General features: G+C 43.9%; 18 protein-coding genes. All 18 read right to left on the reverse strand.

Annotated features, from left to right (window positions below; genetic code table 11):
• Positions 1 to 39 precede the first annotated feature (39 nt).
• Positions 40 to 1,122, reverse strand: coding sequence for a histidinol-phosphate transaminase (gene hisC / locus BSI_RS01525; RefSeq protein WP_004398073.1), 1,083 nt, complete (start codon positions 1,120 to 1,122; stop codon positions 40 to 42).
• Positions 1,123 to 1,133: 11 nt separating this feature from the next.
• Positions 1,134 to 1,937 (reverse strand): tryptophan synthase subunit alpha, encoded by an 804-nt coding sequence (gene trpA, locus BSI_RS01520; RefSeq protein WP_004398075.1) that lies wholly within the window; start codon positions 1,935 to 1,937, stop codon positions 1,134 to 1,136.
• The gene (gene trpB / locus BSI_RS01515; protein WP_004398077.1) at positions 1,930 to 3,132 is read right to left on the reverse strand and encodes a tryptophan synthase subunit beta; all 1,203 of its coding nucleotides are present in this window, start codon (positions 3,130 to 3,132) and stop codon (positions 1,930 to 1,932) included. Before trpB ends, trpA begins: the two co-directional genes overlap by 8 nt.
• Positions 3,113 to 3,760 (reverse strand): phosphoribosylanthranilate isomerase, encoded by a 648-nt coding sequence (locus BSI_RS01510; protein WP_004398079.1) that lies wholly within the window; start codon positions 3,758 to 3,760, stop codon positions 3,113 to 3,115. The genes trpB and BSI_RS01510 overlap by 20 nt, the downstream gene beginning before the upstream one ends.
• A 4-nt stretch (positions 3,761 to 3,764) precedes the next feature.
• Positions 3,765 to 4,517 (reverse strand): indole-3-glycerol phosphate synthase TrpC, encoded by a 753-nt coding sequence (gene trpC / locus BSI_RS01505; RefSeq protein WP_004398090.1) that lies wholly within the window; start codon positions 4,515 to 4,517, stop codon positions 3,765 to 3,767.
• The gene (trpD, locus tag BSI_RS01500) at positions 4,510 to 5,526 is read right to left on the reverse strand and encodes an anthranilate phosphoribosyltransferase (RefSeq protein WP_004398092.1); all 1,017 of its coding nucleotides are present in this window, start codon (positions 5,524 to 5,526) and stop codon (positions 4,510 to 4,512) included. The genes trpC and trpD overlap by 8 nt, the downstream gene beginning before the upstream one ends.
• The gene (gene trpE / locus BSI_RS01495; RefSeq protein ID WP_004398093.1) at positions 5,498 to 7,045 is read right to left on the reverse strand and encodes an anthranilate synthase component I; all 1,548 of its coding nucleotides are present in this window, start codon (positions 7,043 to 7,045) and stop codon (positions 5,498 to 5,500) included. Before trpE ends, trpD begins: the two co-directional genes overlap by 29 nt.
• Positions 7,046 to 7,259: 214 nt before the next feature.
• Positions 7,260 to 7,643, reverse strand: coding sequence for a chorismate mutase (gene aroH, locus BSI_RS01490; protein WP_004398096.1), 384 nt, complete (start codon positions 7,641 to 7,643; stop codon positions 7,260 to 7,262).
• Entirely contained in the window at positions 7,640 to 8,728 is a 1,089-nt protein-coding gene (gene aroB / locus BSI_RS01485) for a 3-dehydroquinate synthase (RefSeq protein WP_004398098.1), read from the reverse strand. The genes aroH and aroB overlap by 4 nt, the downstream gene beginning before the upstream one ends.
• Positions 8,728 to 9,900 carry a chorismate synthase gene (gene aroC / locus BSI_RS01480; RefSeq protein WP_004398727.1) on the reverse strand — a complete coding sequence of 391 codons (1,173 nt, stop codon included), beginning with the start codon at positions 9,898 to 9,900 and terminating at the stop codon, positions 8,728 to 8,730. The genes aroB and aroC overlap by 1 nt, the downstream gene beginning before the upstream one ends.
• Positions 9,901 to 9,974: 74 nt before the next feature.
• On the reverse strand, positions 9,975 to 10,745 hold the full coding sequence (cheR, locus tag BSI_RS01475; protein WP_004398101.1) for a protein-glutamate O-methyltransferase CheR: 771 nt from the start codon (positions 10,743 to 10,745) through the stop codon (positions 9,975 to 9,977).
• A 237-nt stretch (positions 10,746 to 10,982) separates the two neighbouring features.
• Positions 10,983 to 11,432, reverse strand: a complete 450-nt coding sequence (ndk, locus tag BSI_RS01470) for a nucleoside-diphosphate kinase (RefSeq protein ID WP_010886554.1) — start codon at positions 11,430 to 11,432, stop codon at positions 10,983 to 10,985.
• A 115-nt stretch (positions 11,433 to 11,547) separates the two neighbouring features.
• Positions 11,548 to 12,510 (reverse strand): heptaprenyl diphosphate synthase component II, encoded by a 963-nt coding sequence (hepT, locus tag BSI_RS01465; protein WP_004398107.1) that lies wholly within the window; start codon positions 12,508 to 12,510, stop codon positions 11,548 to 11,550.
• A gap of 25 nt (positions 12,511 to 12,535) precedes the next feature.
• On the reverse strand, positions 12,536 to 13,237 hold the full coding sequence (menG, locus tag BSI_RS01460; protein ID WP_004398109.1) for a demethylmenaquinone methyltransferase: 702 nt from the start codon (positions 13,235 to 13,237) through the stop codon (positions 12,536 to 12,538).
• Positions 13,238 to 13,243: 6 nt separating this feature from the next.
• Positions 13,244 to 13,999, reverse strand: a complete 756-nt coding sequence (gene hepS, locus BSI_RS01455) for a heptaprenyl diphosphate synthase component 1 (protein WP_004398111.1) — start codon at positions 13,997 to 13,999, stop codon at positions 13,244 to 13,246.
• A 163-nt stretch (positions 14,000 to 14,162) separates the two neighbouring features.
• Entirely contained in the window at positions 14,163 to 14,390 is a 228-nt protein-coding gene (mtrB, locus tag BSI_RS01450; RefSeq protein WP_003225517.1) for a trp RNA-binding attenuation protein MtrB, read from the reverse strand.
• 21 nt (positions 14,391 to 14,411) lie between these two features.
• Complete coding sequence (gene folE / locus BSI_RS01445) at positions 14,412 to 14,984, reverse strand: GTP cyclohydrolase I FolE (RefSeq protein WP_003225516.1); 573 nt, start codon at positions 14,982 to 14,984, stop codon at positions 14,412 to 14,414.
• A 187-nt stretch (positions 14,985 to 15,171) separates the two neighbouring features.
• Positions 15,172 to 15,450, reverse strand: coding sequence for a non-specific DNA-binding protein Hbs (hbs, locus tag BSI_RS01440; protein WP_003153447.1), 279 nt, complete (start codon positions 15,448 to 15,450; stop codon positions 15,172 to 15,174).
• Positions 15,451 to 15,458 lie beyond the last annotated feature (8 nt).

Below are 15,458 nucleotides of genomic sequence, written 5' to 3' on the forward strand. Positions count from 1 at the left end.
CCTGATTTATAGACTAAAGAGGTGATATTTGATCACCTCTTACAAAATTTCAGCTAAAATTGCAAGAATTTCTTCATTTTGCTCTTTTGTTCCGATCGTAATCCGGAGTGATGTCGGGAAACCTAATGCATTTCCCGACCGGACAATATAGCCTTTTTCCAGCAGAGCCTGAAACAGTTCATCGGCCGGACGGTTAAAGTCAATTAACACAAAGTTTGTCTGTGAAGGGTAGCACTTTAAACCATGAGTCTTCGCAAAATCATAATATTGCTGGAGACCTGCTTTATTTTGCTCGACACAGGAAGCAATAAACGCTTGATCATCAAGCGCCGCGATCGCAGCAGCCTGGCCTAGACGGCTGGTGTTAAACGGCTCTCTTGCCGGCTCAATCTGGCGAATCAGGTTCTCGTCAGCAATTCCGTATCCGACTCTGAGCGCAGCTAGACCGTAAGCCTTTGAAAATGTCCGTAATATCATCAAATTGGAGTACTTGTTTAAGAGCGGCACAGTCTCCGGGTAATCCTCTGCTGTTACATATTCATAATATGCTTCGTCTAGAACAACGAGGACACGAGATGGAACGCGCTCCAGAAATGCGAGTAATTCCCCTTCTGATGTATAAGTGCCTGTCGGGTTATTTGGGCTGCATATCCAAACGACTTGTGTCTGTTCGTCAATCGCTTCAAGCATGGCGTCTAAATTATGTGAGCCGTCGGGCCGAAGTGCGATTTCACGAACTTCAGCACCTTCAATGACCGCATTATGTTTATATTGCGGGAAAGTCGGAGCAGCAGTAATCGTGTTCGTTTTCTCGTTTAAAAATGCCCGGCAGATGATCTGAATGATTTCATCTGAACCATTTCCGAAAATAAGTGATGTTTCGCTGACATTGAGGTGCTCACTGAGCCTTGTGCGCAAAGCGGCGCTATATCCGTCCGGATAAAGCGCAAGCTGTTGAATTTCATGATGAAGCGCCTCTTTTGCAGCTTCTGAACAGCCGTACGGATTCTCGTTTGAAGCAAGCTTCACAACTTTATCCAAGCCATATTCTGATTTCACTGCTTCAATTGGCTTTCCAGGCTGATAAGGCTTCAGCTGTTTTAAATGTTCTTTGATACGCAAATCCAGTCACCTCATTTTAAACTGTACAAGCCGCCAAACGCCGTTGCGTAATCTTCAAACTCCTGCAGCGCTTGATCTCTCGTTTCAGCACTGATGAGCCGGTCCTTTAATTCTTCTATTTTTCTGACGAGCGCACTTCCCACTACGACACCGTCACAAATTTCATTCATCTTCATGACCTGTTCGCGGTTGGATATACCGAACCCTACAGCAACCGGCACAGCGCTAAGATCCTTCACTGTCCGGATGAACGGATACACGGATGAATTGAACTCATTGCGGACACCGGTCACACCTAGAGAAGATACACAGTAGACGAAGCCCTCGGCTTGTTCAATAATGGTTTTCAAACGGCTTTCGCTTGTCGGCGCAACCAAAGAAATATACGTCACCTCATGGTTTTTGCATTCGGCTTGAAGGCTGGCGCTTTCTTCTAATGGCAGATCCGGAACAAGCAGACCGTCAATATGATTTTCCCGCAGTAAAGCGAAAAAGTATTCTTTGTTCAATTGTAACACAGGATTATAATACGTAAAGAGGATAATCGGAATATTCACTCCGTTTTTTTTCATTTCTCCGCCTAATTCGATTGCCTTTACGATATTCATTCCATTGTTAAGCGCCCGCTTCGAAGCCCGCTGGATCACCGGACCGTCTGCAAGTGGGTCTGAGTATGCAACACCAAGCTCCAGTGCCGTGGCACCCGCTTTTTGGAGAGACTTCGCCAGTTCAACCGAAACCTCAGGCAATGGATCGCCCGCCGTAATAAACGGGACAAACAATTTTTCTGACGCTTGAAGGTCTAATTTAAACATGCGCTTTCACCTCTTCTTCCAATACATTCATTAAGGTGTTGACATCCTTATCTCCCCGTCCTGATAAACAGACGAGAATCATTTGATCGCGATCCATCTCTTTAGCAAGTTTGAATGCTTTCGCTAACGCATGGGCAGATTCGATTGCCGGCAAAATCCCCTCTTTTTCTGACAAGAGTTTTAATGCATCCACCGCTTCTTCATCTGTGATACTGTCATAAGTGACTCGGCCGCTCTTATGCAAATAAGCGTGTTCCGGTCCGATTCCCGGATAGTCAAGTCCTGCTGAAATGGAGTAAGGCTCAATAATTTGCCCGAACTCATCTTGAATGAGATAAGTCAATGAACCGTGAATGACACCTACGGTTCCTTTCGAAATAGTAGCGGCATGAAGAGGGGTATCAATTCCTTTTCCGGCTGCTTCAGCGCCGATGAGTTCAACATCTTCATCTAAAAACGCCTGAAACATGCCCATCGCATTGCTTCCTCCGCCTACACACGCCACCACCTTATCTGGCAGAGCGCCTTCAATGCGTTTCAGCTGATTCTTCGCCTCCTCACCGATCATTTTTTGAAATTCACGGACGACCTGCGGATAAGGGTGCGGTCCGACAACTGATCCGATCATGTAAAAATGATCCTCACAATGCTGAACCCAGTACCGGATCGCCTCATTTGTGGCATCCTTCAATGTGCCGTTTCCGCTTGTTACAGGCACAACCTCCGCTCCAAGAAGCTTCATTCGGAAAACGTTAAGAGACTGGCGGGCAACGTCTTCCTCGCCCATAAATACAGTGCAGGAAAAGCCGAATTTAGCTGCGACTGTCGCAGCGGCAACGCCGTGCTGCCCGGCGCCAGTTTCAGCAATGATTTTCGTTTTGCCCATTTTTTTAGCAAGCAGCGCTTGGCCTAGTGCATTATTGATTTTATGAGAACCTGTATGGTTTAAATCTTCTCGTTTCAAATAGATTTTTGCACCGCCTAAGTATTCAGTGACTCGATCAGCGTATGTTAATGCAGTAGGCCTGCCGGAATAGTCATTTAACAGCTTGTAATATTCGTCACGAAAAGCGGGATCATCCTTGATCTCTTTAAATGCACGTTCAATTTCTTCTAATGGCTGCATGAGTGTTTCCGGAACAAATTTTCCGCCAAAATCGCCGTATCTTCCTATTTCATTCGGGTATGGATACATATCGGTTCATCCTTTCTTCTAAAAGCCTCATCAGATTTTGATCTTTTTGTCCGTTTTTTTCGATTCCACTGGCAAGGTCAATTCCTAACGGCTGCCATTTCAATAGGTCTGTGATGGTGTCCGGATTCACGCCGCCTGCGATAAAGCAGCGTTTGCCCGCAGCCGCCTGCTGATATTCCGGCACACAGTCCCAAGAAAAAGCAACACCAGTGCCGCCTCTTTGCCCTTTTACAGATGAATCAATCACAAAGCCGTCCACACCACCTTTAAAACAGGCTATTTCTTGAATTGTGTTCTCATGATGGTGAAGCGCCTTCCATATTTCGCAACCTGTCAGCATGCGAAGAGCATCGGCAGCCGCCGGTTCCTCATCACCGTGAAGCTGAATAACGTCGAGATTCAAGTCTTCGGCAATGCGTGACATTGTCTCTATCGATTCATTAACAAAAACACCCGCAACCTGTTTTTCGACATGAACTTGACTCAGCCACTTTTTCACATTTTGCGGAGATACTTTCCGTTTGCTTTCAGCAAAAATAAAGCCCAGATAATCAGCCTGTGAATCCGCTGCAAGCTGCAAATCCTGCAGTGACCGTATGCCGCAATATTTTAATGCCGGTTTCTTCACAACCTTACTCCCCAAACAAAGCATGGATTGCTTTTTGCTGTGATGTTTGTCTCATCAATGATTCACCGATAAGCACAGCTCGTGCTCCATGTTCTTTGACAAATGTTAAATGTTCTAAAGAACCGATTCCGCTTTCGCTGACAAGCAGGGATTCTTTCGGTACGAGAGATGCGATTTGTTCTGTCTGCATTATAGAAGTTTCAAATGTTTTTAGGTTTCGGTTGTTTATGCCGAGAATAGCAGGCATAAATACTTTCAATATTTGTTCAAGCGTTGATGCATCATGAACCTCTACTAACACATCCATCTCCTTTTCGCCTGCTTCAAGATATAATTCATGAAGATGTAAGGGATCAAGCACCTCGCCGATTAACAGTATGGCATCCGCTCCGATTCTTTTCGATTCCTCCACTTGAAGAGAATCAATAATAAAATCTTTTCTGAGTACAGGAATTGATACAGCACGCTTTACGTCTGATAAATAGCTGTTTTTCCCTTGAAAAAACGGGGTGTCTGTTAATACGGAAAGCGCATCTGCCTGCGCAGTTTCATAGTCTTTTGCAATCTGTACAGGGACAAAATCCTCTTTAATAAGCCCTTTTGACGGTGACGCTTTCTTCACTTCGGCAATCAATCCGATAAACCGATTCGGACTTGCCAGCGCCTCTTTAAATGAACGTTTTTCGAAAAGCTGCTCTTCCGGCAGTACCAGTGTTTTTACTTCTTCTTTCTTTTGTTTAATAATATTTTCAAGCATAGATCTCTTCCTCTTTCTGCTTTAGTCGTTCAAGCTGCGCGGCAGCGCCTCCGCTTGTAATCGTCTCTAACGCGAGCTCCGTACCTTCCTTCAGTGAGGCGGTTATCCCCGCCGTGTATATCGCAGCCCCTGCATTAAAAGCAGTAATAGATAAAGCGGAACTGCTGCTTTTATTTTCAAAAATATTCTGAATGAGACAGGCACTCTCTTTCGGTGACTGCACTTGTAAATCTTCAATTCTGCCATTTGTAAAACCGAAATCTTCGGGTGAAACGGTGTATTCCCTGCGCTCACCGTCCTTTAATTCAATCACATCGGTCGGTGCCGTAATTGAAAGCTCATCTAAACCGTCGCGGCTGGATACGAACAGGACATGCTTCGGCTGAAACGTTTCCAGTGCGCTTGCCATCAGTCCCGCTTTTTCAGCGGAATAGACCCCGATCACCTGACGCTTCGCCTGCAAAGGATTGCTGAGCGGTCCAAGCAGATTAAATACCGTTCTGAAACCTAGTTCTTTTCTAGTACCCGCTACATGTTTCATAGACGAATGATAAAGCGGCGCAAAAAGAAATCCCATGTTGTTTGTTTCAATGCTGCTTTTGACCTTTTCGGGAGTAGTTTGAATTGGAACCTCTAGTTCCTCTAAAACATCAGCGCTTCCGCTTTTAGAAGAGACAGAGCGATTGCCGTGCTTAGCGATTTTCGCACCGGCTGCTGAGGCAACAATTGCAGATGCCGTTGAGATATTAAAAGTAGAAATACCGTCTCCTCCAGTTCCGCATGTATCTACAACATCAGGAAGTCCATCTACGGTAAGAGCGCGCGCCCGCATCGCCTTCACAAAGCCCGCAAGCTCTTCTGGCGTCTCTCCCCGATGAGCAAGAATAGACAATATACCGCCCATTTCAGAAGGAGTCATTTCCGCTGTCATCATCATATTCATCAGCGTTTCTGCCTCACTGGCAGTGAGTGTTTTTCCGTCAACGCACAATTGTAGAAATTTGTTCATCAGCTTTATCCTCCTTGCTATGGAACATGTCTTCTGCAATATGAATCGTTTTCAGCAGCGCACCGGCTTTATTACAGCTTTCTTCGTATTCGGCTTCCGGAACAGAATCCGCAACAATACCAGCACCTGCTTGTATCGATGCAACACCGTCCTTTACGCTCATAGTGCGAATCGTAATACAAGAGTCGATATTACCGTCAAATCCGATGTAAGCGATGCAGCCTCCGTATGTCTCTCTCGGTGTTGGCTCCAGCTCTTGCAAAAGCTGCATGGCACGGATTTTTGGTGCGCCTGTTAACGTTCCCGCCGGGAAAGCGGACATCAGTGCATCGACAGGATGAACCCCTTCTTTCAATCGGCCTGTAACCACCGAGATAATGTGCATGACATGTGAAAAGGAGACAATTTTTGTGAACTCCGGCACAGATACAGATCCATACTCTGCTACTCTGCCGATATCGTTCCGGGCAAGATCAACGAGCATGTAGTGCTCTGCTTTTTCTTTTTCATCCTTCATTAGCTCAACTTTGAGTTTTTCATCTTCCTCTTTGTCTGCGCCCCGTTTTCTCGTTCCGGCAATCGGATGGATTTCCAAGTGCCCGTCCTGAACGTGGATTAACCGTTCCGGAGAGCTGCCGACTATTTCTCTGTCTTGGAGTTTCATATAATACATATACGGAGAAGGATTGACGATCCGCAGCACTCGGTATAACTCAAAGGCATCTGCTGTTATCGGAATCTCAAATTTTTGTGACAAAACGCCTTGGAAGATATCGCCCGCTTTTATATATTCTTTGATTTTTTCTACATCAGCCATAAAAGCCGATTTTTCATAATTAGAAGAGACAGTCTCAAAGCTGGGCGTCTTATATGAATCAGCAGAGAGAAACAGCTCTTTTATGTTTTTTTGATCCATCATTTTTTCAATGAGGTCTTGGAGCTCTTGATGATTTTGATGAAACACATCGGTTTTTTCGTTTTCAGTTTCCTGGCCATTGAGTCTTGCATATTGGATAAAGTGGACATTTTTAGTTTCATGATCATACGCAATTATTGTCCGGCAAACAAACAGCATACACTTTTCCATTCCTGTTTCTTTTGTATGCGGAGGAACAGAAGGCTCAATCAGCGGGATCATATCATAGCTTAAATACCCAACAGCTCCGCCGACAAAAGGAATGCCAAGCTCTGGCGTTTTGATTTTGTACGTGGAATTCATCCAGTTCAGAACTTCTTTGAGTTCACTTCCTGTATAAAGAGCTCTGCCGTCCTGATCAGCGGCTGTAAAACGGCTCTGCTCTTCTTTAATTGTGAGAAATGGATTCAGGCCGACAAACGAATATCTCGACCAATTGGATGTATCATCCTTGCTTTCAAGAAGATACGTAATCTCCCTGTCGAGCTTCTCTATCATTTGAATGGGTGTCAGCGTATCGACTGTGAAGGTCTCCACAATCGGTATGGTGTGGTTGGACAAGCTGTCCTGTAAAAATGCAGAAATGTTTGATTGGAAATTCATTGCTCTCACTCCTTATGGCAAGGAGAATGAGAAGATGGCATGAGAGGATAAACTATTATATAACAAATAAACCCAAAAGAAAGGCTTCTTTTGGGTAGAATAAACATACATGTCTCAGCTCAACTAAACTCATTCTCTGCTACCCTATTCTCTAACTCAACTCATTCAATGCTTTATACACACTCTTGTGTATTTCTAAGCTGTTCCTATCGTATTACAATTCAGTATTTTTTGTCAATGATAAATCGGGTCTTAATACGACGGCTTTTTCTAAATATACATGTCTGATCTGATCCTGAGGAACATCTGTCTGGACGGTCATCATGACTCTTATGCACTTTTTCAGACCGCCGGTTACGTCCATTTCCTGCATACAGGTTACTGGCACGTACTGCCATCCTGAAAGCTGACGAACAGCTTTTGCCGGGAAAACGGAGTGCAAATCAGGTGTCGCCGAAAGAAGCATTTGAACAACATCTTCGGGCTTTGTTTTGTTTTCTTCTATGATTTTTTCTAACAGCTGTTTTGTTTTTTGTAAAATTTCTTCTTCAGTATCCCGTTCAACTGTAGTTGCTCCGCGAATTCCGCGAATCATCATGATGTCTCCTCCAATCGCCATTTGTTCAGCCAGCTCTCAAGTTCATTTCTGGAAAATGTGTGATCAGCAACTTTTCCTAATTCGTTGAGCACGATAAATTGAATCTTCCCGCCGCGGGTCTTCTTATCATTCATCATACGGTCTAAAAGAACCGAAGTTTCCGTCTCTTTTTTGATTTGACTTGGATAGCCCAGGCTTTTTAGCCAGCTGACCAAACGTTTTCTGTCCATTTCACAGCCCACTGTCTTTTCGCTTACATATAAAGCAAACTGCATTCCGAGGGCTACGGCATCACCGTGAGTGATCTGTCCGTATCCATATTCCGCCTCAACGGCATGGCCGAGCGTATGTCCAAAGTTTAAGTAGGCTCTTATCCCCTCTTCTTTTTCATCCTGCTGAACGACAGACGCTTTAATTGAAATGCCTTTAAAAATCATGTCATTCAGCTGATCACTTGTGATATCGTGCAGTGAGCGGATATTCAGCAGCTCTTCCAGAAACGCTCTGTCATAGATAAAAGCGTGTTTAATCACTTCTGCCATTCCGGACCGAAGCTCTTTTTCTGGGAGAGAACGCAGAAAGTCTGTATCGTAAAGCACGGCTTTGGGCTGATAAAACGCACCGATTAGATTTTTTCCGAGCGGATGATTCACGGCTACTTTTCCTCCGACTGCGCTGTCATGTGCCAAAAGCGTCGTAGGCATTTGAATGAAATCAATGCCGCGCATAAAAGTGGCAGCCACAAAACCGGCAAGATCTCCTACAACACCGCCACCGAATGCGATGATGCATGAGGAGCGATCCATATGAAAACGAATCGCTTCACTCTGCAGTTTTGTGTACATGTCCATGGATTTCGCCTGCTCTCCGCTCGGCACCGTCACTTTTTTCACAGGCCATTTTTCTTGCAGCAAATGAAGCATTTCATCACCATACAGGCGATCCACCTCTTCATCCGTGACAAGCATAATCCGTGTTAAAGGCCTGTTTAGAGAGGTTAATAGTTCGCAAGCCTCTTGTCTGATGCCTTGCCCGATAAAAACAGGATACGACGAGGAAGCGGTTTGAACATGCAGTGTTCTCATTAAAATTCCCTCGACAGTTTTCTCATATTCTCCACATTTTCTCTAATGCGGTCGATTTGATCTAAGCCGAATTGTTCAACGACTGCGTTCGCAATTTCCCATGCAACAGCAGCTTCAGCTACTACACTTGCCGCAGGCACTGCACAGCTGTCTGAACGTTCAATACTGGCAGAAAACGGTTCTTTCGTTTCAATATCCACACTCTTCAACGGTTTATATAAAGTCGGAATCGGCTTCATAACTCCGCGGACGACAATCGGCATTCCTGTCGTCATGCCGCCTTCCAGACCTCCAAGTCTATTTGTAGCGCGAGTATAGCCCTTTTCCTCGTCCCAAATGATCTCGTCATGGACTTCGCTTCCATTTCTGCCGGCCGCTTCAAAGCCGATGCCGAATTCCACACCTTTAAATGCGTTAATTGACAGCACTGCAGCAGCAAGCTTACTGTCCAGCTTGCGGTCATAATGGACGTAGCTGCCCACGCCTACCGGCATTCCCTCGACAATGACTTCTACAATTCCGCCGATGGAATCTCCGTTTGCCTTCGCTTCATCAATGGCAGCCATCATTTTTTTGCCTGCTTCTTCATCGTAGCATCTGACCGGAGACTCCTCCGTTACACGCTGCAGGTCTTCAATTGACGTATATTCTGTTTTTTCAGCTTTAACTGCGCCAATTTGCAATACGTGGCCCGCTACCTTAATGCCAAGCTCAGAAAGAATTTTTTTAGCGACAGCCCCTGCTGCCACTCTGACAGTTGTTTCCCTTGCTGAAGAACGCTCAAGCACATTTCTCATATCACGATGATTATATTTAATCGCACCGTTTAAATCAGCGTGCCCAGGTCTCGGTCTGGAAATTTGGCGTTTCATTTCCTTTTCTTCATCTTCTGTAATCGGAGCTGCGCCCATGATTTTTGTCCAATGTTTCCAATCGTTGTTTTCTACAACGAGAGCAATTGGCGAACCGAGTGTGCGGGCATGGCGCACCCCGCTCATAATTTTGGCCTGATCTTTTTCGATTTGCATGCGGCGGCCGCGGCCGTGGCCTTTTTGGCGTCTGGCAAGCTCAAAATTGATATCTTCCTCCGTTATGTAAAGCCCGGCAGGCACACCTTCAATAATGGTTGTCAGTTGGGGGCCGTGTGATTCTCCGGCTGTTAAATATCTCATGACTTCTTCTCCCTTCATCGCATTAACGCTTTTAAGTAAAACTACTATAACATATTTTTCAGCAAAAAGTCAGTCTATCTTTTTTGATAAAAGAATGTATCGGCTGGAGCCAGGCCAAATTTCTCAGGATTAAAGATTTGCTCAGTGCTGCCGACAAAGAGAACTCCATTCTTTTTCAGGCTATGTGCCATTTTCAAATAAAGTTCTTCCTTCGCGCTTTCTGTAAAATAAATAAATACATTGCGGCACACGATTAAGTCAAAGTCTTGTTCATAACGATCCGCCAGCAGATTATGCTTTTTGAATGTAATATTTTTTTTGATTTCTGCTTTTACTTCATAGCTTCTATTTGCGTTTTGAGTAAAATAACGATCCTTCACAGATGATGGAACTTCCTGTAAAGACCGCTCCTGATAGATGCCTTTTTTCGCTTTCTCCAATGCTTTTTCATCAATATCAGTCGCCAGAATCTGAAAGCCGGGAAGACTTTTTTGCTGATCCAAAAGCATGGCAAGCGTATAAGGCTCCTCACCCGTTGAGCAGGCGGCACTCCATATCTTTAAAGGCTTAGAGTGCTTGATTAACGGCAGAATAGCAGTCTCAAGAACTTCCCATCTTTTATAATTACGATAAAATTCTGAAACATTGATCGTCATTCTGTCCAATGTTTCATTTAAGAGAGCTTGATCCTTTTCCAATGCCGCCGCAAACTCCTTAAAGCTCTGATACCCCTTTTTCTCATAAAGCGACGTCAGCCTTCTTTTCATTTGTGCTTCTTTATATAATGTCAAATCGACTCCGGTTAATTGCTTCCATTTTGTTGTAAATACGCTGTATGTATCCATCTCTACTCTCCCAGTCTCGCTGTCTTTTTGTCCTAGTATAGCTTGTTTTATCAGGAAATTGTATTGTTTCAATAAAAAAATCAGCTTTTCAGCTGATTTTAGATCGGTTGGGAAAGGCAGGAGTCTGATGCACACTGCCGTTTCACCCTTTATTCACTTTAATGTAAACCTTTACAAAACAGAATGAAAACCGGCGGCATTACATGGTGCCGGCTCTGTTACTTATTTTCATAATGATTAATAGATCCAGCCTGCCATGAGCTGTTGATATGATACTAATTCTTCATTCTTAAAGAAAATGTTAATCTCGCGTTCAGCACTTTCGAGAGAATCAGAGCCGTGGATGATGTTTTTCCCGACAAACATGCCATAATCTCCCCGAATCGTACCAGGCAAAGCTTCTTTTGGATTTGTCTTTCCGATCAGCTGTCTCGTCACTTCAATGACATTTTCGCCTTCCCAAACCATTGCGAATACAGGTCCTGAAGTAATAAACTCAACGAGCTCTCCGAAGAAAGGCTTCCCTTGATGTTCGGCGTAGTGTTTCTCAGCCATTTGTTCTGTCACTCTCATTAACTTGGCGCCAGCTAATTGTAAGCCCTTACGCTCGAATCTGGATAAAATATCACCAATGAGCTGACGTTGGACACCGTCTGGTTTCACCATGATAAAAGTCTTTTCCATCACATTCTCCACCCCATCATTATGTATGTATAGGCTTTCACACTGCACACCGAAATCGTAACATCTTTCTGATAATTAATCAATCCGGGGCGGAGAAATTTCTTAATATCTACAAAAATTAAAATTTTCTTTTACCGATATATTTTGCGATGGCCGCAAGAGACGAACGTGCACGTCCTCTCGGAAGCGTGTTTAATTTCTGGAAAGCTTTCTGCAGATACATTTCGCTTACTGCCATAGATGCTTCAATTGCATCTGTTTTTTTGATTTCTTCAATGATTGGTTCAAGCTGTTCCTGCGTAGTCTCGCTGTTAATCAATTTAAGCTGGTTTCTTAATGCTGGATTTTTCAGGGCATACAGCACTGGCAATGTGACATTCCCTTGAAGCAAATCTCCTCCAACAGGTTTGCCCAGCTCTTCTTCAGTTGAAGTAAAATCAAGAATATCATCAATAATTTGATAAGACATGCCGACGTAATACCCAAACCAATACAGCGCCTTATGAATCTTTTCATCAGCTCCGGACGCAATGGCACCGAGCTGGCAGCTGACTGCGATCAGGAGCGCCGTTTTTCTTTTGATGCGGCGGAGATACGTTCTGAGATTTTGTTCCATGTTGTATTTGTCTTTGATCTGCTCGATTTCCCCAAGACAAACTTCAACAATAGTCTGTGACAAAATCCTATGGGCTTTCGGTTCGTTAATTCTCGTCATCATTTCAAGTGATCCCGCAAGCATATAATCGCCTGTGTACATCGCAATGCGATTGTCCCACTTTGCTTTGATTGTCGGCTTCCCTCTGCGAAGCTCGGCATCGTCAATAACATCATCATGAACCAAAGATGCCATGTGAATCATTTCCAGAGTGACGGCGACATATTTAATCTTATTAATATCGTAATCGCCAAACATGCCGGAAAGCAGCACGAAAACAGGCCGAATGCGCTTCCCTCCTGCCTGCAGCAGATGAAGACCCGCCTCGCTTAAAAGCGGGTAATCGGAACGTACGGTTTGTTCAAGTTCTCTTTCGATTACATCAATATCGTCATTTAAAAAAGAGTAGGCCATTTTAAATTTCATATCATTCACCCAAACATCTGTGTTTTCATTTCCATCCGATATGCGTGGCAGCGACTCCGCCAGTAAACGAATGATATTTGACATTTTTCAAGCCCGCCTCTTCAAACAGGCCTGCCAGTTCCTTCATTCCAGGGAATTCTCTGGCTGATTCTTGAAGCCAAGAATATTCTTTATAGCTCTTCGCAAACAGTTTCCCGAAAAACGGCATAATATACTTAAAATACATAAAGTAGGCCTGTCTGAATCCGAACATTTCCGGCTGGGACGTTTCCAGACATACGACCTGTCCGCCCGGCTTCACCACACGTCTCATCTCTTTCAGTACAGTCAAGTAATCAGGGACATTGCGGAGTCCGAAGCCAATCGTGACATAATCAAACGTATCATCATCAAAAGGAAGCTCCATCGCATTTCCGTGCAGCAGTTCAATTTGGCTGAATCCGCCGTTTTTTACTTTCTGCTGGCCGACACTCAGCATATTTTTACTGAAATCCAAGCCCTTGATCTCGCCGTTTTTGCCGGCTGCTTTTGCAAGAGCGATCGTCCAGTCAGCCGTTCCGCAGCAAACATCAAGTGCCTTGGCACCTTCTTTCACATCCATGATGCGCATCGTTTTTTCGCGCCATTTTTTATGCTGCTGAAAACTGATGACAGAGTTCATTTGGTCGTAGTTTTTAGATATTTTTTCAAATACTCCATGAACGCGCTGTTCTTTTGATTCCTGCATAATGGTTTACCCTTCTTCCACTTTCTGATGATAGGTTTGATCTTGGCTGATTGTCTTCAGGCGGTTTAATAAAGCATGCTGAATAGGTGAATTTAGAGGCAAAAGTGACTCAATGCTGTTTTTCGCTTTTTTAAAACAATCTTCTAATATCTCTTCTTTTGTTTTTCCCAGCTGTATAAAACTGCCGATCACATCCAGAAATGTATCATTTCCGTTTATAAGCCGCTTAAATACAAAAAAATCACTCGACAGCTTTTTCCAGCGCGGGAGGTTGAAGTGTTCCGCCACCCGATGGAATAAAGCTGATTCAACGATGCCGACACTTTCGAAAAAATCGTGTTCATCCTTGAAAGAACGGTCATAGAGACGAATTTTATGTTCATTGATTTCTTTGATGGCTGTAGCAAGCGTCCGAATCATGTAGATATCCTTCATTTCAGATAACAAAGAGTAGTACAGCCCGCTGAAATAATCGCCTGCGAGAACAGTCAATTGGCGGTTTTTGTTTTCGTCTCGTTTTATGACTCTGGCTGTCGTCACTTCATCATGGGTATCAAGGGCGCTTTGTACAAGCATCGCTGTTACAATATAATTTTCTCTGTCGTTGTTTTTTATGTCGGCTTCCTCAAATAAAGCATGAAAAAGAAGAAGCTTATCCTCATCAATCTTTGGCGCAGAAATATGCTTCGCTAAATAAGGATGAGACAGCTTTTGTTTTAATTTCGTGTTCAGATTGGCTAAAGTTCCGTAGATGTCTTGCAAAAATATCACCCTTGTCCCCAAATTCACATTTATTTCTTAATCTATGTATGAGTTTTATCTTTTCATTCGCTTACGCAGGTATCATTATAGCATAAAAAAAAGAAATTGGCTGTATTCACCCGCTGTTTGCGAGCATTTGCGTTGAACAGCGGGAACAGCCAGCTTATTTTTTTTCGCTTTTCATTTCTCCGTATGCGGTTTGAATGAGTGCCTCTCCTCTGACTTTAATGGCAGAAGTATGCTCTGTAAACTGAGCGATGATTACTTCTCCCTTGTCGAGTTTTTCGGAATGGTGAAACTTTGTGTCTGTTCCTCTTGTCAGGCCGATCACATTCACTCCGTCCTCAACCGCTTTAATGACGACAAAATCACTTGAATGCTTTTCGTTCATTTATAGCACCCTCTATCTTTATTAGTCCTGGCGTTTAATATGTTCCAATACTTCAGCACGGGCAGCGGCATCATCTTTAAAAACGCCTCTGACTGCTGAAGTAACAGTTTTTGCACCCGGTTTTCTTACACCGCGCATCGTCATGCACATGTGTTCTGCTTCAACCACTACCATTACGCCGTGCGGGTCAAGCGTTTCTACGATACTTTCCGCAATTGTAGAAGTGATGCGTTCCTGAAGCTGCGGACGCTTTGCAACGGCTTCAACGGCACGTGCCAGTTTGCTGAGGCCTGTGACCTTTCCGCCTCGCGGTATATATGCAACGTGTGCTTTTCCATAAAAGGGAACAAGGTGATGCTCACACATAGAATGAAACGCGATATCTTTTACAAGAACAAGCTCCTCATGGTTTTCACCGAAGATAGTCTGGAAATGTTCTTTCGGATCTTCATTCAAGCCGGAGAATACTTCGGCGTACATCTTTGCGACTCTTTTCGGAGTATCAAGAAGCCCTTCTCTATTCGGGTCTTCTCCGATCGCTTCTAAAATTTGACGAACAGCTTGTTCGATTTGCTCTTTATTAACTTCTTTCATGTTCTATGTCCTCCACCAATGAATACATTTAATTTCGATTCTAGCACACATGCCCCGCTAAAAGCAAAGTGAATGCCCTGCCAGGAAGCCCATGCTCTTGAAATATGAAAAGCCCCTTAGAAAGGGGCTTTTCTGTGAAGAAATAAAGTGTATGTAAGCTAGATGCATACACGATCTATATTCACAATTATTTTCCGGCAACTGCGTCTTTAAGCGCTTTACCTGGTTTGAAAGCAGGTACTTTGCTTGCTGGAATTTCGATTTCTTCACCTGTTTGAGGATTGCGTCCTTTACGTGCAGAACGTTCACGCACCTCGAAGTTACCAAAACCGATCAGTTGAATTTTATCACCGTTTTTAAGTGCATCTAAGATCGTATCAAAAACAGAGTCAACTGCTTTTGTAGCGTCTTTTTTAGACAATTCGCTTGCTTCTGCAACCGCATTGATAAGTTCTGTTTTGTTCATGCCTTTCA

It is taken from the genome of Bacillus inaquosorum KCTC 13429 (genome assembly GCF_000332645.1).
Taxonomy (GTDB): Bacteria; Bacillota; Bacilli; order Bacillales; family Bacillaceae; genus Bacillus; species Bacillus inaquosorum.

Coding starts and splice junctions, on each gene's coding strand:
- hbs (WP_003153447.1), bottom strand. CDS start 15,450: ATGAACAAAACAGAACTTATCAATGCGGTTGCAGAAGCAAGCGAATTG.
- cheR (WP_004398101.1), bottom strand. CDS start 10,745: ATGGATACATACAGCGTATTTACAACAAAATGGAAGCAATTAACCGGA.
- aroB (WP_004398098.1), bottom strand. CDS start 8,728: ATGAGAACACTGCATGTTCAAACCGCTTCCTCGTCGTATCCTGTTTTT.
- menG (WP_004398109.1), bottom strand. CDS start 13,237: ATGCAGGAATCAAAAGAACAGCGCGTTCATGGAGTATTTGAAAAAATA.
- aroC (WP_004398727.1), bottom strand. CDS start 9,900: ATGAGATATTTAACAGCCGGAGAATCACACGGCCCCCAACTGACAACC.
- trpC (WP_004398090.1), bottom strand. CDS start 4,517: ATGCTTGAAAATATTATTAAACAAAAGAAAGAAGAAGTAAAAACACTG.
- trpB (WP_004398077.1), bottom strand. CDS start 3,132: ATGTATCCATACCCGAATGAAATAGGAAGATACGGCGATTTTGGCGGA.
- trpD (WP_004398092.1), bottom strand. CDS start 5,526: ATGAACAAATTTCTACAATTGTGCGTTGACGGAAAAACACTCACTGCC.
- hepT (WP_004398107.1), bottom strand. CDS start 12,510: ATGAAATTTAAAATGGCCTACTCTTTTTTAAATGACGATATTGATGTA.
- trpA (WP_004398075.1), bottom strand. CDS start 1,937: ATGTTTAAATTAGACCTTCAAGCGTCAGAAAAATTGTTTGTCCCGTTT.
- mtrB (WP_003225517.1), bottom strand. CDS start 14,390: ATGAACGAAAAGCATTCAAGTGATTTTGTCGTCATTAAAGCGGTTGAG.
- aroH (WP_004398096.1), bottom strand. CDS start 7,643: ATGATGATTCGCGGAATTCGCGGAGCAACTACAGTTGAACGGGATACT.
- folE (WP_003225516.1), bottom strand. CDS start 14,984: ATGAAAGAAGTTAATAAAGAGCAAATCGAACAAGCTGTTCGTCAAATT.
- trpE (WP_004398093.1), bottom strand. CDS start 7,045: ATGAATTTCCAATCAAACATTTCTGCATTTTTACAGGACAGCTTGTCC.